Raw genomic sequence first — 19,590 nt, 5'->3', positions numbered from 1 at the left:
GAAACTCCTCAGCGAACGGCGAGTCAGCGAACGGCGGGTCAGCGAACGGCGAGGGGCTGCGCGGCCGGGCTGACCGGCGCCGGCAGGGCACCGGCGCCACCCAGGTAACCGTGGATCGCGGCGGCCGCCGCGCGCCCCTCGGCGATGGCCCACACGATCAGCGAGGCGCCCCGGTGCATGTCACCGGCGACGAACACGCCGTCGGCGGCGGTCTGCCAGTCGTCGCGGGCGTCGATCGCACCCCGCGGGTTGCGGGTCACCCCGAACTGCTCCAGCAGCGGCTGCTGCTCGGTGCCCTCGAAACCGATCGCCAACAGCACCAGGTCCGCCGGCAGTTCCCGCTCGGAGCCCGGGACGACGGTGACCATCCGCCGGCCGTCGCGCTTCTCGACGGTCACCTCGGCGATCCGCACCGCGCGCACCTGACCGGCGCCGTCGTCCACGAACTCCTGCACGGCCACGGCGAAGACCCGCTCGCCACCCTCCTCGTGCGCCGGGTAGCTGCGCAGGATCCACGGCCACGTCGGCCACGGGTCCCGGGCCTCGTCGCGCTCCTGCGGCGGCTGCGGGTACAGGTCGAGCTGGTGCACGCCGGCGGCGCCCTGCCGGTGGGCGACGCCCAGGCAGTCGGCCGCGGTGTCCCCGCCACCGATGATCACCACGTGCTTGCCGGCCGCGTCGATCGGGGTGCCGTCCGGCAGCACCGCGCGGGCCGCCCGACCCTCGCCGGTGACCGCCACGCCAGGCCCGCCGCCGGCCGCCGTGGCGACCGCGCGATTCGCCGCGACCAGGTGCGCCATCGCCTGGTGTACGCCCCGCAGCGCCCGCCCCGGGGTCTCCGGGGTGTCCCGGCCCTGCAAGGCCCCGCAGGCCAGCAGCACCGCGTCGTGCTCGGCGCGCAACTGCTCGGCGGTGACGTCGACGCCGACATTCACGCCGGTGCGAAAGCGCACCCCCTCGGCGGCGAGCTGCGCCAACCGGGCGTCGATGTGCCGCTTCTCCAACTTGAAGTCGGGGATGCCGTACCGGAGGAGGCCGCCGATCGCGTCGTCGCGCTCGTACACCGTCACGGCGTGACCGGCGCGGGCCAGTTGCTGGGCGGCGGCCAGGCCGGCGGGCCCGGAGCCGACCACGGCGACCGACCGGCCTGACGGCGCCGGCACCGGACGCGGGGTGAACCCGCGCGCCGCGGCCGCGTCGGCGATCTCCACCTCGACCTGCTTGATGGTGACCGGCTGACCGCCGGCGATACCCAGCACGCAGGCCGCCTCGCAGGGCGCCGGGCAGAGCCGGCCGGTGAACTCCGGGAAGTTGTTGGTGGCGTGCAGCGACTCCACCGCGGCGTCCCAGTTGCCGGTGCGGACGAGGTCGTTCCAGTCCGGGATGCGATTGCCCAGCGGGCAGCCGTCGTGGCAGAACGGAATGCCACAGTCCATGCATCGCGTGGCCTGCTCGCGGATGAGTTCCTCGCCGGCCGGCGGGTACACCTCCCGCCAGTCGCTGATCCGCACCGGCACCGGGCGGCGGGCCGGCAGCCGCCGGTCGTAGCGCAGGAAACCGTTCGGGTCAGGCACGTGCCACCTCCTGGGCAGCCACCCGCGGGGCGGGCGGCACCGGCATCGCCGGCACAGCGGGCGCGGTCAGTTCTGTCATGACCGCGTCGTCGACATCGCGGCCGGCTGCTTCGGCGGCCCGCATGATCTCCAGCACCCGGCGGTAGTCGCGGGGTACCACCGCGGTGAACTCGGACACCGCCTCTGGCCAGCGCTTGAGCAGCTCCTCGGCGACCGCCGACCCGGTCTCGGCCACGTGTCGCTGCACCAGCTCGTGCAACAGCGCCTGCTCCTGCTCGCCCAGCGGCGCCAGGTCGACCAGTTCCGTGTTGACCCGCGCGGTGTCCAACAGGTGCACGAACGCCGTCCCGCCGGACATGCCGGCGGCGAAGTTGCGGCCGGTCGCGCCGAGCACCACCACCGTGCCGCCGGTCATGTACTCGCAGCCATGGTCGCCGACGCCCTCGACGACGGCGACCGCGCCGGAGTTGCGGACCGCGAACCGCTCCCCCACCCGGCCGCGCAGGAAGACCTCGCCCGCCGTGGCCCCGTACAGGATGGTGTTGCCGGCGATGATCTGATCCTCCGCGCGCTGCCCCGGCTCTGCGTCGGGGTCGAGGAACGGCGCGGCGGCGTCCGGACGGACGATGAGCCGGCCCCCGGAGAGGCCCTTGCCCACGTAGTCGTTGGCGTCGCCGTGCAGACGCAGCGTCACCCCGCGCGGCAGGAACGCGCCGAACGACTGCCCGGCGGTGCCGTGCAGCACGAACTCGACGGTGTCGTCCGGAAGGCCGCCCCCGCCGAAGCGGCGGGTCACCTCGCCGCCGAGCATCGCGCCGACGCTGCGGTGCTCGTTGCGCACCGCGACTTCGACGCGGACCGGCGCGCCCTCGGACAGCGCCGGCCGGGCGAGCGCGATCAGCTCGTTGTCCAGAGCGTGCTCCAGGCCGTGGTCCTGGGCGCGCACCCCGCGGCGGGCAGCGCCGGCGGGCAGTTCCGGCAGGTGCAGGACGGGTGCCAGGTCGAGCCCGTGGGCCTTCCAGTGCGACACCGCCGGGGCCACGTCGAGCAGTTCGGTCTGCCCGATGGCCTCCTCGATGGACCTAAAGCCCAGCTCGGCCAGGTACCCCCGAACCTCCTCGGCGAGGAACAGGAAGAAGTTCTCGACGAACTCCGGCGTGCCCGTGTACCGCTCGCGCAGCACCGGGTTCTGGGTGGCGATGCCGACCGGGCAGGTGTCCAGGTGACAGACCCGCATCATCACGCAGCCCGAGACGATCAGCGGCGCGGTCGCGAAGCCGAACTCCTCCGCGCCGAGCAGTGCCGCGATCAGCACGTCCCGGCCGGTCTTGAGCTGGCCGTCGACCTGCACGGTGACCCGGTCGCGCAGCTTGTTGAGCAGCAGGGTCTGCTGCGCCTCGGCCAGCCCCAGCTCCCACGGGGTGCCGGCGTGCTTGAGCGAGTTCATCGGGGACGCGCCCGTGCCGCCGTCGTGGCCGGAGATCAGGATGACGTCGGCCTTGAGCTTGGCCACACCGGCGGCGACGGTGCCCACACCCACCTCGCTGACCAGCTTGACGTGCACCCGGGCGGCCGGGTTGACGCACTTCAGGTCGTGCACGAGCTGGGCGAGGTCCTCGATGGAGTAGATGTCGTGGTGCGGCGGCGGCGAGATCAGGCCGACGCCCGGAGTGGCGTGCCGGGTCCGGGCGATCCACGGCCAGACCTTGTTGCCGGGCAGTTGGCCGCCCTCGCCTGGCTTCGCGCCCTGGGCCATCTTGATCTGCAGGTCGTCGGCGTTGACGAGGTATTCGCTGGTGACACCGAACCGGCCGCTGGCGATCTGCTTGACCGAGGAGCGCCGCAGCGGGTCGTGCAGCCGATCAACGTCCTCGCCGCCCTCGCCGGTGTTGGACTTGCCGCCGAGGCGGTTCATCGCGATGGCGAGCGTCTCGTGCGCCTCGGCCGAGATCGAGCCGTACGACATGGCGCCGGTGGCGAACCGCTTGACGATCTCGGTGGCCGGCTCGACCTCCTCGATCGGCACCGCCGGGCGGACCCCGGTGCGCAGGGTGAACAGCCCGCGCAGCGAACCGGCCTGCGCGGCCAGCGCGTCGACCTTGGCCGTGTACTGGCGGAAGACGTCGTACTGGCGGCTGCGGGTGGCGTGCTGGAGCAGGAAGACCGTCTCCGGGTTGAACAGGTGCAGCTCACCCTCGCGGCGCCACTGGTACTCGCCGCCGACCTCCAGCCGGTCGGAGCCGGCGGTGCCGGCCGGCGGCCAGGCCAGCGCGTGCCGGGCGGCCACCTCGGCGTGCACACCGGCCAGCCCGACGCCGCCGATCCGGCTCGGGGTGCCCCGGAAGTAGCGGTCGACCAGGCGGGTGTCCAGCCCGACCGCCTCGAAGACCTGCGCACCGCAGTACGACGAGACCGTCGAGATGCCCATCTTCGACATGATCTTCAGGACACCCTTGCCGAGCGCCTTGGCGTAGTTGCGCACCGCTGCCACGGGCTGCACTCCGGCCAGCGTGCCCGTGGTGATCATGTCCTCCACGGACTCGAACGCCAGGTACGGGTTGACCGCCGCCGCGCCGTAGCCGATCAGCACCGCCGCGTGGTGCACCTCCCGGCAGTCGCCGGACTCCACGATCAGCGCCGCCTGGGTACGGGTCTGCTCCCGCACCAGGTGCTGGTGCACGGCGGCGGTGAGCAGCAGCGACGGGATCGGCGCGAGATCGGCGTTGGAGTCCCGGTCGGAGAGCACCAGGATGCGGACGCCGTCCTCGATGGCCTCGGAGACGTGCCGGCAGATCTCGATCAGTCGCGCCTTGATCCCGGCGGCGCCCTCGCGGATGCGGTACAGCCCGGAGACCCGCACCGCCTTGAAGCCGGGCAGGTCGCCGTCCTCGTCGATGGAGAGGATCTTCGCCAGCTCGTCGTTGTCGATGATCGGGTGCGGCAGCACGATCTGCCGGCAGCTCGCCGCGCCCGGGTCGAGCAGGTTGCCCTCCGGCCCGATCGTCGACGCCAGGCTGGTCACCAACTCCTCGCGGATGGCGTCCAGCGGCGGGTTGGTGACCTGGGCGAAGAGCTGGTGGAAGTAGTCGTAGAGCAGCCGCGGCCGGGTGGACAGCGGCGAGATCGGGGTGTCCGTGCCCATCGAGCCCAGCGGCTCGGCGCCGGTACGGGCCATCGGCGCGAGCAGGACCTTCAGCTCCTCCTCGGTGTAGCCGAAGGTCTGCTGGCGGCGGCGCACCGAGTCGTGGGTGTAGACGGTGTGCTCACGGGGCGGCAGGTCGTCCAGCTCGATCAGCCCGGCGTGCAGCCACTCGCCGTACGGCTGCGCGGCGGCCAACTCGGACTTGATCTCGTCGTCGTGCACGATCCGCCCGGCCACGGTGTCGACCAGGAACATCCGGCCCGGCTGGAGGCGCCCCTTCGCGACCACGTGGGCGGGATCGAGGTCGAGCACGCCCGCCTCCGAGCCGAGCACCACGAGGCCGTCGTCGGTCTGCCACCAGCGCCCCGGGCGCAGCCCGTTGCGGTCCAGCACCGCGCCGACGATCTCGCCGTCGGTGAAGGCCACCGACGCCGGACCGTCCCACGGCTCCATGAGGCTGGCGTGAAAGCGGTAGAAGGCCCGCTTGGCCGGATCCATCCCGGGGTCGTTCTCCCACGCCTCCGGGATCATCATGAGGACCGCGTGCGGCAGGCTCCGCCCGGCCAGGTGCAGCAGCTCCAGAACCTCGTCGAAGTTCGCCGAGTCGGAGGCGGCGGGGGTGCAGACCGGGAAGACCCGCCGGATGTTGCCCGGCACGTTCGGCGAGCGCAGGAGCGCCTCGCGGGCCTGCATCCAGTTGCGGTTGCCCCGGATCGTGTTGATCTCGCCGTTGTGGGCGATGAACCGGTACGGGTGCGCCAGCGGCCAGGACGGGAAGGTGTTGGTGGAGAAGCGGGAGTGCACCAGCGCGATCGCGCTCTCCACCCGCTCGTCGCGCAGGTCGGGGTAGAACGCCGGCAGCTGGTCGGGCGTGAGCATGCCCTTGTAGACCATGGTGCGGCTGGACAGCGACGGGAAGTACGCCGGCACGCCCCGCTCGGCGGTCTCCCGCTCGGCCTGCTTGCGCAGGCAGAAGGCCACCCGGTCCAGGTCGATGCCGCTCAGGGCGGAACCGGCCGGCCCGGCGGGCGAGTCGGTGAGGCGGTGGGCGGCCACGAAGACCTGCCGCACCCGGGGCATGGCCGCGAGGGCGGTGTCGCCGAGCCCCTGCGGCTCGATCGGCACGTCCCGCCAGCCGAGCAGGTCCGCGCCCTCGACCAGCGCGTACTTCTCGACCACCCGGCGGGCACGGGCCTCGGCAGCGTCGTCGTCGGGCAGGAACACCAGGCCCGTGGCGTACTCGCCGGCCGGTGGCAGCGTGACGTCGGCGACCGCGCGCAGGAACGCGTCCGGGATCTGGATCATGATGCCCGCGCCGTCGCCGGTGTTGGGCTCCGCGCCCCGGGCACCCCGGTGGTCCAGGCGGCAGAGCGCACCGAGCCCGTTGGCGACGACCGCATGGGACCGTCGGCCGTGCATGTCCGCCACGAAGGCCACCCCGCAGGCGTCGTGCTCCTGCGCCGGGTCGTAGAGGCCCTGGGCGGGCGGATGGGGGCCGGGCGTCGGGGACGCCTGCGGGCTGTGCGGGTGCGGCTGTGTCACGTCCGCGTACGGCTGAGCCACCGGGCCTCCTGTCGTCACTCAGGTTGGATCATGGTGGGGACGACGTCGGCCCGTGGGTCTATTGAGTCTACGTTAGGGCTGGGGGCACAAGGCCACTCAAGATTGATCACACCGTCCAGAGTCTGGGACGTGTAGTCTCGCGCGGTGGATTCGGTGCACAAGGACATCTTCGACCGGTTGGAACGTTTCTACGACGCGGTGCCCCGCGACGTCGCCGGTGCCGAGGAGCACGGCGGGTTGGTGCTGTTCGTCCGCGAGGGTGCCGGTTGGCCGTTCTACGCCCGGCCCCGCATCGGCGCCACCGAGGCACCGTCCCTGGCCGACGTGAGCTCGGTGCGGGAGCGCCAGCGGGAGCTGGGCCTTCCGGAGGCCTTCGAATGGGTGCACGAGACGACCCCGGAGCTGCTGGCGGTGGCCCGCTCGGCGGGGCTGAACGTGCTGGAGGCCCCGCTGATGGTCCTGGACGAGACCGCGCTGCCCGACCCGGCGACGCTGTCCGACGTACCGGTGCGGGTGCTGGCGGCGGACTCACCCGACTTCGCGGCCGACGTGGCCGCCCGGCGGGCGGTGGCGGCCGTGGCGTTCGGCGCCGCCGGCACCGCCCCCGGCCCGGCCGGGCCGGCCGAGCGCGACGCGGCGGTCACCGAGTTGGAGCTCGCCGCGCTGGATGAGGAGCGGGCCCGGATCGCCGACGGCCGGCGGATCTCCGCGCTGGCCGGGACGCCGACCGAGGGCGCGCTGGCCAGCGGCATGGCGATGCGGGTGGACGACGTCGCGGAGATCGCCGGGGTAGCCACCCTGCCGGCCGCCCGCCGTCGCGGCATGGGCGCCGCGCTGACCGCCACCCTCGCCCGCGAACTGCTCGCCGCCGGCACCGACCTCGTCTTCCTCTCCGCGGGCAGCGAGGAGATCGCACGGGTCTACCTGCGGGTCGGCTTCCGCCGCATCGGCACCGCCTGCATCGCCGAACCCGCCGCCCTGATCCCCTGAACCGCACGGTTTCCCAGAGCCACGGGGTTTCGCAGAGCCACGCGGTTTCGCAGAGCTACGCCGTTTCGCGGCGCCACGCGGACGGTCAGGCCGGCGGACGCCACTGCGCCGCGGAGGCGGCGGCGCTGGAGAGCAGTCGCGAGTTGATGGTGCCCAGCGCGGCGTCGCGGGCGCGCAGCGCCAACCGGCCCCGGGTCTGGAGCACCGCCGACATGCGCCGGGTCTGGCGGACCACGGTCGCCGCCCGGGGACGGCGCACCCGGTCGTACGTCTGCACGGCGTCGGGCAGGCGGGCCTCGCGCAGCAGCGAGGCGAGCGTCGCGGCGTCCTCGAAGGCGAGGCAGGCGCCCTGGCCGAGGTGCGGCGGCATGGCGTGCGCCGCGTCGCCGAGCAGCACCACCCCGCCCGGCCCGACTCCGAAGCCGTAGGCGCGGGGCAACGGGCGCAGCTCACGGACCTCCTGCTGCACCAGGTCGCTCGGGTCGGTGGCGTCGAGCAACGCGGCGATCGGCGCCGGCCAGCCGGCATACCAGCGGCGCAGGAGGGCGAGCTGGGTCTCCGGCGGCTCGGGGCGGGGAGCGCCGGCGGCGGTGGCCACCCAGTAGATGCCACCCCGGCTGGAACCGCCCGAGGAGCCACGCTCGCCCAGCGAGGCGGCCACGAACCGGTAGCCCGCGCCGAGGACCTCGCCGGCGATCGGCTGGTCGGCGGGCAGCCGGGGCGCCCGGTACCAGGGGATGACCGCGCGCCAGGCCGCGCAGCCGGAGCTGACCACACCGGACTCGGGGGCCAGTTGGCGACGGATGACGCTGTCCGTGCCGTCCGCGGCGACCACCAGGTCGGCCTCGATGGTGTGCCGTCCGTCGCTCACACCCGGGCGTTCGCCCGGCTCGACGCGAACGTGGCGCACGGTCACCCCGGTACGCAGCTCGACCCGGTCACCGAGGCCGGCGATCAACGCGTCGTGCAGATCCTCCCGGTGCACCACCACCGGCATCCGGTCGGCCGGCGTCGGCCGGGGTTGCACCAGCCAGTGCCCGTCCGGGCGGCGGACCCCACCGTCGGGCAGCGGGGTGGCGATGGCGGCCAGACCGGCACCGAGGCCGAGGGCCTGCAACGCGCGGACGCCGTTGGGCCAGAGCACCACGGCGGTCGGCTCGGGGCGGACCCGCTCGGCGCGGTCCAGCAGGGTGACCTGCCAACCGGAGCGGGCCAGCGCGCCGGCGACCGCGAGGCCTCCGACCCCGGCGCCGACCACCACCGCGCTTCGCATCGGTGCCGCCCCCGCTCAGCTGTCCCGGTCGGCGGGGCGCACGCCGGCGGCGTCGGCCCGGTCCTCGTCGCGCGCCTCGCGCGGGTCATCCACCGGCCCGTCGGCGCGGGCGCTGGCTGCCTCGTCGTCGGTCGCCTCGTCGTCGAGCGGCTCGGCGCCCTCGGGGCGTACGTCGTCGGCCGCCTCCGGCGGCGCCACGCCGGTGTTCCGCCAGGTGTCGTACTGCTCCTCGCTGACCACCCGGTAACCCTCCGGGGCAGCGGCGCGCGCGCCGGTCTGGCCTTCGGAGAGGTCGACCTGGGACAGGTCGGACGTGGTGGGCGGCGTGGGGGTGGCGGCCGGGCCGATCGGGATCAGGTACTCCCGGGGGCCACGGACCCGCACGAAGTAGATCAACGCGCCAAGGAAGACCAGGGCGGCCGTCCAGACGTTGAGCCGTACGCCGAAGATCTGGTTCGCCTCGTCGCTGCGCATCAGCTCGATCCAGAACCGGCCGGCGGTGTAACCCATCACGTACAGCGCGAACGCCCGGCCCCGCCCGAGCCGCAACCGCCGGTCCAGGATGAGGACCAGCGCGACCACGCCCAGGTTCCACAGCGCCTCGTAGAGGAACGTCGGGTGGTAGAGGCCGGGTTCGAGGATCGGCTGCCCGGCGTCGTCCCGCAGCGCGTGCCCCGGGTTGTCCGGGTCCATCCGGTGGATCTCCAGGCCCCACGGCAGCGTCGTGCGGCCACCGAACAGCTCGTTGTTGAACCAGTTGCCGAGCCGCCCGACGGCCTGGGCCAGCGGCAGCCCGGGCGCGAGCGCGTCGGCCACCACGCTGAACGGGATGCCCAGCTGGCGGGCGGCGATCCACGCGCCGATCGCCCCACCGGCGACGGCGCCCCAGATGCCGAGACCGCCCTCCCAGATGGCGAACGCCTTAAGCGGCTCACCACCGGCGCCGAAGTACTTCTCCGGGGAGGTGATCACGTGGTAGATCCGGGCGCCGATGATGCCGGTCGGCACCGCCCAGACGGCGATGTCGAGCACCGCGCCGGGCGCGACGCCGCGCTGACGCAGACGGCGTTCGGTCACCCAGCAGGCCAGCACGATGCCGGCGATGATGCACAGCGCGTACGCCCGGATCGGGACCGGCCCGAGCTGCCATACCGCGGTGCTGGGACTGGGCAAGGCTGCCTGGGGGGACAGCGAGGCGATGGTCACGGGTGCACACGCTACCGCTGCGCACCCCCGCAGCGGCACCCCGGGCCGCCGTGCGCGGATCCCGATGACTTCTGGTTTGCGCCGCCGTACGCTCTTTGTCCATGAGCGCGCTCACCTGGGCGGTCGCCGCGGTCGTCACCGACGCCGCCGGCCGGGTGCTGCTCTGCCGCCAGGGCCGAGGCCAGCGCCGGTACGCGTTGCCCGGCGGCCGGCTGCGCCCGGCGGAGAGCCCGGTACGGGCGGCGCTGCGCGACATCCGCGCCGAGACCGGCTGGGAGATCGACCTGGTCGACCTGGTGGGCGTCTACCACCTTGACGGCCCGACGACGCACTCGCGAGCCGGGCGGGCCGGCCCGCTGCCGGACATCCTGGTGCACGTGTTCCGCGCGCGTGTCGTCGAGGGCCGGCCGAGCGCCGACCCGCCGCCGGGCTGCCGGCTGTCCTGGCACGCCTCCGGGGCGCTACCCGAGGCCGTCACCCCGCTCACCCGGGCGGCCGTCACCGACGGGCTCGCCGGCCGCTCCGGCGTCCTGCGCCGCGTCTCCTGGGCGCTCGACACCGTCACCCCCACGCCGCCGGGCCGCCCCACCGGGGAGGACCGGCCTGCCGCGCCGGACCGGCCTGCCGCCGCCCAGGACCAGCCCACTGCCGAGAACCAACCCGTGCAGGCCCGGCCGATCGCGGATCGCGATGAGCGGTCGGGGGCCGGTCAGCCGCCGGAGCAACGCGGCGAGCCGGCAGCGGACCCGTCCCTTCTGCCCTGACTCCGCACTCGCGCCGGCCCGGACCAGCGGGGGGTCGCGAATCGTTGATGCCTGCGCCTCGGGGAGCACACCTGCCGAAGAGCCGTATACCTGTGAGTCATAAAAATGACTCACAGGTATACGGCTCTTCAGCGAAAGGCAGGCCCGGCGCTCATGCCGTCCGTTGCACCGGCCAGCCGAACGGGGGCCAGCGGTACAGCGCCGCGCGGTCGAAGGGCCGGCGTTCGGGCCCGGGGCCGAGTTCAGCGGGCGGGGTTGCGGACGCCCTCGGCGAGTTCGGCGCTGAGGGTGCGCAGCGCGGCCAGCCCTTCGGCCTCGGAGGAGGCGTCCAGCACACAACGGACGAGCGCGCTGCCGACGATCACCCCGTCGGCGTACCCGGCGACGGTGCTGGCCTGCGCTCCGGTGCCCACGCCCAGCCCGACACCGACCGGCAGGTCGGTGACCGCGCGAACCCGCGAGACCAACGTGGGGGCGGCGTCGGACGTCCGCGCCCGAGCGCCGGTCACCCCCATCACGGCGGTGGCGTAGACGAAGCCCCGGCAGTTGTCCACGGTCATCGCCACCCGGGCGTCGGTGGACGACGGCGACACCAGGAAGGTGCGGTCCAGGCCGTGCGCGTCCGAGGCGGCCAGCCACTCGGCAGCCTCGTCGGGGATGAGGTCCGGCGTGATCAGGCCGCTGCCCCCGGCGGCGGCGAGGTCGCGGGCGAACACGTCCACGCCGTACCGCTCGATGGGGTTCCAGTAGGTCATCGTGACGACTGGCGCGCCGGTCGCCGCGACCGCCTCGATGATGCGCAGCGTGTCGGACGTCCGGACGCCGCCGGCCAGCGCGATGTCGCTGGCCTTCTGGATGACCGGGCCGTCCATCACCGGATCCGAGTACGGGATCTCCACCTCGATGACGTCGACGCCGGCCTCGACCATCGCCGTCATGGCCGCGATGCTGCCCTCGACGGTCGGGAACCCGGCCGGCATGCAGCCGACCAGCACGGCCCGCCCGTCGGCCCGGGCCTTGTCGAAGGCCACCCCGATGCGGCTCATCTCAGTGCTCCTTGTCGAGGATGCCGAAGTAGTCCCCGGCGGTGTGCACGTCCTTGTCGCCCCGGCCGGAGAGGTTGACCACGATGGTGGGCTCCCGGCCCAGCTCGGCGGCCAGCTTCGGAGCCAGCGTGACGGTGCCGGCGAGGGCGTGCGCGCTCTCGATCGCCGGGATGATCCCCTCGGTGCGGCAGAGCAGCTCGAACGCGGCCATCGCCTCGGCGTCGGTGACCGGCAGGTAGCTGGCGCGGCCGGTGTCGTGCAGCCAGGCGTGCTCGGGCCCGACGCCCGGGTAGTCCAGGCCCGCGGAGATCGAGTGCGACTCCAGCGTCTGCCCGTCGGCATCCTGGAGCACGTACGTGCGGGCGCCGTGCAGCACGCCCGCCGACCCACCGGTGATGCTGGCGGCGTGCCGACTGGTGGTCACCCCGTCGCCGCCGGCCTCGAAGCCGTAGAGCCGCACGTCCTCGTCGGGGACGAAGGCGTGGAAGATGCCCAGCGCGTTGGAGCCGCCGCCGACGCAGGCGGTGACGGCGTCCGGCAGCGCGCCGGTCAGGTCGAGGCACTGCTGGCGGGCCTCGTCACCGATGCCCCGGACGAAGTCACGGACCATCGCCGGGAAGGGGTGCGGCCCGGCGGCGGTGCCGATCAGGTAATGGGTCTCGTCGACGTTCGCCACCCAGTCCCGCATCGCCTCGTTCATCGCGTCCTTGAGCGTGCGCGAGCCGGTGGTGACCGGGACGACAGTGGCGCCGAGCATCCGCATCCGGGCCACGTTGAGCGCCTGCCGCTCGGTGTCGACCTCGCCCATGTAGACCACGCACTCGAGGTCGAACAGGGCGGCGGCGGTCGCGGTGGCGACGCCGTGCTGGCCCGCCCCGGTCTCGGCGATCACCCGGGTCTTGCCCATCCGCTTGGTGAGCAGTGCCTGGCCGAGCACGTTGCGGACCTTGTGGGCGCCGGTGTGGTTGAGGTCCTCACGCTTGAGCAGCACCCGCGCGCCGACCTTCGCGGAGAACCGCCGGGCCTCGTAGAGCAGCGACGGCGTGCCCGCGTAGTCGCGCAGCAGCGCCCCGAACTCGGCCCGGAACGACTCGTCCGCGATCGCCGTACGCCACGCCCCGTCGAGCTCGTCGAGCGCGGCCACCAGGGCCTCGGGCACGAACCGACCGCCGAAGCGGCCGAAGTGGCCGGCGGAGTCGGGCTGCGAGCCGGCCACCGGGGCCAGCGCATCGGCGCTCATCGGAAATCCTCTCGGTGGGGCGTCACACCGGCGCGGGTCAGCGCACCGGCCGGGGCGTCGCCGGGTGGTTGCCGGCGTTGACCAGTTCGGCCACCGCCTCGCGTGGGCTCTTCTGCGTGACCAGGCCCTCGCCGACGAGAACCGCGTCCGCACCCGCGGAGGCGTACCGGATCAGGTCGTGCGGTCCGCGGACGCCGGACTCGGCGATCTTGACGACGCTGCTCGGCAGGCCCGGCGCGATCCGCTCGAACACCGACCGATCCACCTGAAGGGTACGCAGGTCACGGGCGTTGACCCCGATCACCTGGGCACCGGCCTCCAGGGCGCGGTCGGCCTCCTCCTCGTCGTGGACCTCGACGAGCGCGGTCATGCCGAGCGACTCGATCCGCTCCAGCAGGCCCATCAGCACGTTCTGCTCAAGGGCGGCCACGATCAACAGGACCAGGTCGGCGCCGTGCGCGCGCGCCTCGTGCACCTGGTAGCTGGAGACCACGAAGTCCTTGCGCAGCACGGGCACGGTGACCGCGGCCCGGACGGCGGCCAGGTCGTCCAGCGACCCGCCGAACCAGCGCCCCTCGGTCAGCACGCTGATGGCCCGCGCCCCGCCCGCCGCGTAGTCGACGGCGAGATCGGCCGGATCGGCGATCTCGGCCAGCCGGCCCTTCGACGGCGAGGAGCGCTTGACCTCGGCGATGACCGCCACGCCGGGCTTACGCAACGCCGCGTACGCGTCCAGCGGCGGCGGCGCCGCCGCGGCCAGCTCACGGATCCGTTCCAACGGAACCTGCTCCTGGCGACGGGCGACGTCCTCGCGCACGCCAGCCAGGATCTCGTCGAGCACGCTTACGGACGCTGCCTGACCGGCCTCGTCCCCCTCCGCGTGCGCATGCTCAGCAGTCACCAACGGACTCCCCTCTCCGGGTGTCATGGGCCGATGCTAGGGGCAGCCGACCGACGCCGGGAGCCGGGGGTATGGCGCTGCTCACGAAAAGGGCTGCGGCATAATGGCCGACTTGCCGTGAACGGGATGTCACGCAGCGCCACCTCCCGGTATCGACCGCCGTCGTACGACGGGGCCCGGCGGCCCCGGTCGAACCGGGCCGACCCATCGATCATGCCACCGCTTCCGGTCCACCGCCCGACGACAACGACACCGGTCGATGCTGTGAGCAAGCTCAAGGCCGAACGGCCGGTGCCAGATCGCGGGCCTGGCGGGACAGTTGACCGGGCGGTCACCCCGGCGAAACGTCAGCCGGCCAGCATCGTCCTCGGGCAGACTCGATGACGCGCCTGCCCGACCGTCGCCAACTCCTCGTGCGGGGTGACCAATGAGCATTGCCGAGTCGAACCCGAGCATCGGACTGACCACCATCTCCCGGACCGTGGCGTCCCTCGCCGTCGGCGTGGTGCACACCCTGGAGCGAGCCGTCGTCGGCGAGAGCCGGATGCGCACCGCACGCGGCAACGCCTGGGAGGCGGTCTGCGCCGACCGGGCCCGCGCCGACCGACGCGCCGAACTGGACCGCCTGGTGGCCGAACTGACCGCCGCCCGCGCCGCCGCCGCCCGAACGCAGCGGGAGCGTCAGCCGGTCGGCTGATCAGCCGGCCGTCGGGTCCTCGCCCCGGTCCAACGCGTCCCAGGCCTCGGTGGTCCGCCGCCCGGCCATCCGGCCCGGTGGGGCGACCGTCGTGGGCGCACTCTCCGTTACGGTCCGCGTCGGCCGCTCATACCGGGCGCCCATCGCCGGCCACACGCCGCCCCGCAGCGCCGTCCACCCGCCGCCCACGGCGGCGAGCAGACCGCCGAGCAGGCAGAGCGCCGGCCACTGCCGGCTCACCACGCCGTCGAGATCGGCGACCAACCCGTAACCACCACCGGCCGCCACCGCCAGGCCCAGAACGCCCAGCAGCACACCCAGCAGCCGCCGCACCCGGCCCCGGGTGGCCAGCACCGCGCCACCGCCGGCCAGCGTGACCAGCGCCAGCGCCGGCAGCCACGGCAGCAGGGCGGCCCCGCTGCGGGCCTCGCGCACCGGCGGCAGCGGCGCCGGCCGCTCGGTCACCTCGACCGACCAGCCCCGGGTCGCCGCCCACAGCGCCAGGGCCGCGCCCGCCAGGCAGAGCAGCATGGCGTACGTCAACTGACGCCGACCCCCCACGCTCACCGGACCGACCTTTCGTTCGCGACTGCGGGGCTCCGCTGCGCTGCACTCCTCGCGCTCACCGGGCCGCCCTCAGCGTTTCCGCCGCGGCGATCGCGGCCAGCACGGCGGCGGCCTTGTCGCGGGTCTCCTGCTCCTCGGCGGCCGGATCCGAGTCGGCGACCACCCCCGCGCCGGCCTGCACGTAGGCGCGGCCGGCACGGATCAGCGCGGTCCGGATGGCGATCGCCATGTCCAGGTCGCCGCCGAACCCGAAGTAGCCGACCGTGCCGCCGTAGAGACCGCGGCGTACCGGCTCCAACTCCTCGATGATCTCCATGGCCCGCACCTTGGGCGCCCCGGAGAGCGTCCCGGCCGGGAAGGTCGCGGCGAGCGCGTCGAACGCGGAACAGTCGTCACGCAGCGTGCCGGTCACGGTGGAGACGATGTGCATCACGTGGCTGTACCGCTCGATGGTCGCGAACTCGGGCACCTGGACGCTGCCCGGCTCGCAGACCCGGCCCAGGTCGTTGCGGCCCAGGTCGACGAGCATCACGTGCTCGGCGCGCTCCTTGGGGTCGGCGAGCAGCTCGGCGGCGAGCCCCGCGTCCGCCGTCGAGGTGGCACCGCGTGGCCGGGTGCCCGCGATCGGATGCAGCAGCGCCCGACGCCGCCCGTCCGCACCGGCGGTGACCTTCAGGTGCGCCTCCGGCGACGAGCCGACGATGTCGAACCCGTCGAAGCGCAGCAGGTACATGTAAGGGCTGGGGTTACTGGTGCGCAGCACCCGGTAGACGTCCAGCGGATCGGCGTGCGTCACCCGCTCGAAGCGCTGGGACAGCACGATCTGGAAGCACTCGCCCGCCCGGATCGCCTCCTTGGCGGCCTCCACCGCCTTGACGTAGCCACCCTCGGGCGTACGACAGAGGACCTCGTCGGCCGGCGGACGCTCGACCGTGGAGATCATCGGTGGGATGGGTCGGGACAGCGCCGTGGTCATCGCGTCGAGGCGGCCCACCGCGTGGTGGTACGCGGCGGTGACCTGCGCGTCGCGGCCCGGGGTGTCCAGCGGCGGCAGCACCGCGTTGGCGACCAGGATCGCCGAGCCGTCGTAGTGGTCGAGGACCACCAGGTCGGTGGCGAGCATCATGCCCAGCTCCGGCACGCCCAGGTCGTTCTCGGTCAGCTCGGGCAGCCGCTCGAAGCGGCGGACGAGGTCGTAGCCGAGGTAGCCGACCATGCCCCCGGTCAGCGGGGGCAGACCGTCGGACGGGTCCCCGAGTGGGCCGGCGAGCGCCGCGACGGTGTCCCGCAGCACCCGCACCGGGTCGCCGTCGGTGGGCAGCCCGGCCGGCGGCTGGCCGAGCCAGGTCGCCACCCCGTCCCGCTCGATGAGGGTGGCGCTGCTGCGCACGCCGATGAACGAGTACCGCGACCAGGCCATGCCCGCCGAGCCGACGCCCTGTTCGGCCGACTCGAGCAGGAACGTGCCGGGGCCGCCGGCGAGCTTGCGGTAGACACCCACCGGGGTCTCGGCGTCGGCCAGCAGGCGTCGGGTGACCGGCACGACGCGCCAGCGGGCAGCCACGTCGGTGAAGGTGGCCAGGTCGGGGCTCACCGCGCCGTCGGTCATGTGCCGGCCCCTGTCACCGGCAGCTCGGTGAAGAAGCAGGTCCGGTGCCCGGTGTGGCAGGCCACGCCGACCTGGTCGACGCTGACCAGCAGCGCGTCGCCGTCGCAGTCCAGCGCGACCGAACGCACGTACTGGTGGTGGCCGGAGGTGGCGCCCTTGACCCAGTACTCGCGGCGGCTGCGCGACCAGTAGGTGGCCCGGCCGGTGGTGAGGGTGCGGTGCAGCGCCTCGTCGTCCATCCAGGCGACCATCAGCACCTCGCCGGAGTCGTGGGCGCGGACCACGGCGGCGACCAGACCGTCGGCGGTGCGGCGCAGCCGGGCCGCGATGGCCGGATCGAGCTGGGACGGACGGACCGGCGCCGACGCCGCCGGGCCGCTCGGATCGCTGGGGACGCCGGTCACCGGCGCGTCAGGTACGGGCACAGTTACCCATTGTCCTGCACGCGGCGCGGGCACCGGCGACGACTCCCGCCGAGCGTGCGGCGGGTGACCCACGGGCCGGGCGAGCTGGGCCACGTAGCGGTCCAGCCGGCCGTCGACCAGGGCGTCGGCCAGGTCGGCGCCGGCCGCGTCGGCGATCTCCCCGGCGTACGGGCGGATCAACGGCAGGATCCCGGCGACCAGCCGTACGGCGGCGGCCCAGAGCTGCCCGGTGCCGCCCGGACGCAGCCCGAGGCAGAGCAGCATGTCGTCCCGGTAGCCGGCGGGGGCGACCGGCAGTTCCAGGGCCGCCGCGAACGCCGCCCGCCGGGAGGACACCCGTACCGACGGGTTCGCCGGGCGCAGCACCGACGGGCAGAGCCGGGCGAGGTCCGCCACGGCCAGCCGGACCCCGAGGCGGTCGGCAGCGGCCCGGGCGGCGGCGGCCTTGCCGAGCATGGCGATCAGCTCCTCCAGCCGGGGTGGCTCGGCGGGCTGGCAGAGCACCGGCAGGTCGATCCGGGGCCGCCAGTGCGGGTCGGCCCAGAGCAGCCGGGCCGGCGCGGTGACCGGCAGCCCGAACGCCCAGTCGGCCGGTTCACCGAGCCGGTGCACCCAGGAGCGGACGTCGCGGGCGGCCACCGAGACGTGGGTGACCCGGCCGGCGGTCTCGGCCAGGTACGCGCGGCGGGCGGCGTACGGGGAGCCGCCGACCAGCACGTCGAGGTCGACGTCGCTGTGCGCGGTGGCGGCCCGTCGGGCGTGACTGCCGCGCAGCAGGATGCCGACGACCGGCCGCTCAGCGGCGTCCCGCAACCGCGCGGCCCAGTCCTCAAGAAATCCGCTGTGCGGTAACGGAGCGTGACCCACGGCGTCATCGTGCCGTACGCCCGATCGGTACGCAATGCCCGTTGCCGGACCTGCTGTCCGGTCCGAAGCCTACTGCCCGTTGTGATGCTGGGCGCGACGGCGGGCGGTGTCGGGGAAGCGGGCTGTTGCGCGGACGGAGTTATCTCATCTAGCGTTGAGTTCAACAGACGATGAGTTTTCGGAGGTGCGTGATGGACGACGCGATAACCGTCCGCGACCTGGTGGTCGACCGGGGCGGACGGCGGGTGCTGGACGGCATCAGCTGCGCCGTTCCGCGCGGCGCCGTCACCGGCCTGCTGGGCCCCAGCGGCAGCGGCAAGACCACGTTCATGCGCGCGGTGGTCGGCGTGCAGGTGGTCAGCGCGGGGACGGTCACCGTGCTGGGCCAGCCGGCGGGCACCCCGGCGCTGCGCAACCGGGTGGGCTACCTCACCCAGGCGCCGAGCGTCTACGCCGACCTGACCGTCCGGGAGAACGCCCGGTACTTCGCGGCCCTCTACGGCCGTGGTCGTGCCGAGGCCGACGAGGCGGTCAGCGCGGTCGGGCTGGCCGAGGCGGCCGGCCAACTGGTCGCCACCCTCTCCGGTGGTCAGCGCAGCCGCGCCTCGCTGGCCTGCGCCCTGGTCGGCGACCCGGAGCTGGTCATCCTCGACGAGCCGACCGTCGGTCAGGACCCGGTGCTGCGCGCCGACCTGTGGGCCCGGTTCCACGCCATGGCCGCCGCCGGCACCACCCTGCTGGTGTCCAGTCACGTCATGGACGAGGCGGCCCGCTGCGACCGGCTGCTGCTGATCCGCCAGGGGCGGCTGATCGCCGACGACAGCCCGGCCGCGATCCGCGCCGCCGCCGGCGTGGACGACCTCGACGAGGCGTTCCTGCGACTGATCAAGGCCGGCGCGGCGGACGCGCCGGCCGGACGGGAGGCATCGTGAACCCGCGGATCCTGGCGGCCACCACCGGCCGCATCCTGCGTCAGCTCCGGCACGACCGGCGCACCATCGCGCTGCTCGTGCTGGTGCCGGCCGTCCTGCTCACCCTGGTCTACTTCATGTACGTCGACCAGCCGACCCCGCCGGGGCAACCGTCGACGTTCGACCGCGTCGCGCTGGTGATGCTGGGCATCTTCCCCTTCGTGATCATGTTCCTCGTCACCAGCATCGCGATGCTGCGGGAACGCACCTCCGGCACCCTGGAACGGCTGCTCACCACCCCGCTGGGCAAGCTCGACCTGCTCTTCGGGTACGGCATCGCGTTCGGGCTGGCCGCCGCCGTGCAGGCCGCGGTGGCCGCCGGTGTGGCGTACTGGATCTTCGATCTCCGCACCGTCGGAAGCAGCGGTCTGGTGATCGGGATCGCGGTGCTCGACGCGGTGCTCGGCGTCGCCCTCGGCCTGCTGTGCAGCGCCTTCGCCCGCACCGAGTTCCAGGCAGTACAGTTTCTGCCGGTCGTGGTGGTCCCTCAGCTGCTGCTCTGTGGACTGTTCGTGGCCCGCGACCAGATGGCCGGCTGGCTCCAGGCGCTCAGTGACGCCTTCCCCCTGTCGTACGCCATCGAGGCGTTGCAGGAGGTCGGCGCCAACGCCGAGCCGACCGGCACGATGTGGCGGGACGTGGGCGTGGTGCTCGGCGCGGTGGTGCTGGCGCTGGTGCTCGCGGCGGCGACCCTGCGCCGGCGCACCGGCTGACCGACCGGCGGCGACCCGCGCCCCGCGGGTTGCCGCCAGCCG

The 19,590-nt window shown here is 73.9% G+C and carries 15 protein-coding genes and 1 pseudogene; 5 read left to right on the top strand and 11 right to left on the bottom strand.

Going from position 1 to position 19,590, the window contains the following annotated elements:
• Window positions 1-38 precede the first annotated feature (38 nt).
• Together ACGGAQ_RS12315 and gltB are read right to left on the bottom strand one after the other, a co-directional pair.
• Window positions 39-1,574, bottom strand: a complete 1,536-nt coding sequence (locus tag ACGGAQ_RS12315) for a glutamate synthase subunit beta (protein ID WP_393047665.1) — start codon at window positions 1,572-1,574, stop codon at window positions 39-41.
• Window positions 1,567-6,258 (bottom strand): glutamate synthase large subunit, encoded by a 4,692-nt coding sequence (gene gltB, locus ACGGAQ_RS12310; RefSeq protein ID WP_393047903.1) that lies wholly within the window; start codon window positions 6,256-6,258, stop codon window positions 1,567-1,569. The genes ACGGAQ_RS12315 and gltB overlap by 8 nt, the downstream gene beginning before the upstream one ends.
• 174 nt (window positions 6,259-6,432) lie before the next feature.
• On the opposite strand from gltB, the gene ACGGAQ_RS12305 reads away from it, so the two are divergent.
• A complete protein-coding gene (locus ACGGAQ_RS12305) occupies window positions 6,433-7,269 on the top strand; it encodes a GNAT family N-acetyltransferase (protein ID WP_393047900.1) in 837 nt (278 codons plus the stop codon).
• 85 nt (window positions 7,270-7,354) lie between these two features.
• On the opposite strand, the gene ACGGAQ_RS12300 is transcribed toward ACGGAQ_RS12305, so the two are convergent.
• Both ACGGAQ_RS12300 and lgt read right to left on the bottom strand, forming a co-directional pair.
• Window positions 7,355-8,542, bottom strand: coding sequence for an FAD-dependent monooxygenase (locus tag ACGGAQ_RS12300; RefSeq protein WP_234587996.1), 1,188 nt, complete (start codon window positions 8,540-8,542; stop codon window positions 7,355-7,357).
• 15 nt (window positions 8,543-8,557) lie between these two features.
• Window positions 8,558-9,748, bottom strand: a complete 1,191-nt coding sequence (lgt, locus tag ACGGAQ_RS12295) for a prolipoprotein diacylglyceryl transferase (protein WP_393047662.1) — start codon at window positions 9,746-9,748, stop codon at window positions 8,558-8,560.
• A gap of 101 nt (window positions 9,749-9,849) precedes the next feature.
• Here lgt and ACGGAQ_RS12290 point away from each other — a divergent pair, with 101 nt between their 5' ends.
• Window positions 9,850-10,512 (top strand): NUDIX hydrolase, encoded by a 663-nt coding sequence (locus tag ACGGAQ_RS12290; protein WP_393047660.1) that lies wholly within the window; start codon window positions 9,850-9,852, stop codon window positions 10,510-10,512.
• A 242-nt stretch (window positions 10,513-10,754) separates the two neighbouring features.
• Here the strand turns inward: ACGGAQ_RS12290 and trpA are convergent, their stop codons facing one another.
• Genes trpA through trpC form a run of 3 tightly spaced genes read right to left on the bottom strand, consistent with a single transcriptional unit; the run spans window position 10,755 to window position 13,639 of the window.
• Complete coding sequence (trpA, locus tag ACGGAQ_RS12285; protein WP_393047657.1) at window positions 10,755-11,558, bottom strand: tryptophan synthase subunit alpha; 804 nt, start codon at window positions 11,556-11,558, stop codon at window positions 10,755-10,757.
• Between the two features lies 1 nt (window position 11,559).
• Complete coding sequence (trpB, locus tag ACGGAQ_RS12280) at window positions 11,560-12,798, bottom strand: tryptophan synthase subunit beta (RefSeq protein ID WP_354856176.1); 1,239 nt, start codon at window positions 12,796-12,798, stop codon at window positions 11,560-11,562.
• A gap of 37 nt (window positions 12,799-12,835) precedes the next feature.
• Window positions 12,836-13,639, bottom strand: a complete 804-nt coding sequence (gene trpC / locus ACGGAQ_RS12275) for an indole-3-glycerol phosphate synthase TrpC (RefSeq protein ID WP_039906616.1) — start codon at window positions 13,637-13,639, stop codon at window positions 12,836-12,838.
• A gap of 487 nt (window positions 13,640-14,126) precedes the next feature.
• Between trpC and ACGGAQ_RS12270 the strand changes: the two genes are divergently transcribed.
• Window positions 14,127-14,396, top strand: coding sequence for a hypothetical protein (locus ACGGAQ_RS12270; protein ID WP_393047655.1), 270 nt, complete (start codon window positions 14,127-14,129; stop codon window positions 14,394-14,396).
• Here the strand turns inward: ACGGAQ_RS12270 and ACGGAQ_RS12265 are convergent, their stop codons facing one another.
• From ACGGAQ_RS12265 to ACGGAQ_RS12250, 4 genes and pseudogenes are all read right to left on the bottom strand, one after another.
• Complete coding sequence (locus ACGGAQ_RS12265) at window positions 14,397-14,963, bottom strand: Trp biosynthesis-associated membrane protein (RefSeq protein WP_393047652.1); 567 nt, start codon at window positions 14,961-14,963, stop codon at window positions 14,397-14,399.
• Between the two features lie 55 nt (window positions 14,964-15,018).
• Window positions 15,019-16,572 carry an anthranilate synthase component I gene (locus ACGGAQ_RS12260; protein WP_393047649.1) on the bottom strand — a complete coding sequence of 518 codons (1,554 nt, stop codon included), beginning with the start codon at window positions 16,570-16,572 and terminating at the stop codon, window positions 15,019-15,021.
• Complete coding sequence (hisI, locus tag ACGGAQ_RS12255) at window positions 16,569-16,997, bottom strand: phosphoribosyl-AMP cyclohydrolase (protein ID WP_393047897.1); 429 nt, start codon at window positions 16,995-16,997, stop codon at window positions 16,569-16,571. The genes ACGGAQ_RS12260 and hisI overlap by 4 nt, the downstream gene beginning before the upstream one ends.
• A 180-nt stretch (window positions 16,998-17,177) precedes the next feature.
• Window positions 17,178-17,501: pseudogene (locus tag ACGGAQ_RS12250) on the bottom strand (phosphoribosyl-AMP cyclohydrolase); the annotation flags it as partial.
• Between the two features lie 554 nt (window positions 17,502-18,055).
• On the opposite strand from ACGGAQ_RS12250, the gene ACGGAQ_RS12245 reads away from it, so the two are divergent.
• Both ACGGAQ_RS12245 and ACGGAQ_RS12240 read left to right on the top strand, forming a co-directional pair.
• Window positions 18,056-18,796, top strand: a complete 741-nt coding sequence (locus tag ACGGAQ_RS12245) for an ABC transporter ATP-binding protein (protein ID WP_393047646.1) — start codon at window positions 18,056-18,058, stop codon at window positions 18,794-18,796.
• Complete coding sequence (locus ACGGAQ_RS12240; RefSeq protein ID WP_393047643.1) at window positions 18,793-19,548, top strand: ABC transporter permease; 756 nt, start codon at window positions 18,793-18,795, stop codon at window positions 19,546-19,548. The genes ACGGAQ_RS12245 and ACGGAQ_RS12240 overlap by 4 nt, the downstream gene beginning before the upstream one ends.
• The last annotated feature ends 42 nt before the right edge of the window (window positions 19,549-19,590 follow it).

The sequence above is a fragment of the Micromonospora sp. NPDC047557 genome, from assembly GCF_043205095.1.
Classification (GTDB): Bacteria; Actinomycetota; Actinomycetes; order Mycobacteriales; family Micromonosporaceae; genus Micromonospora.
The sequence above is the reverse complement of the archived record's forward strand: the minus strand, read 5'-3'. Positions and strand labels throughout refer to the sequence as shown.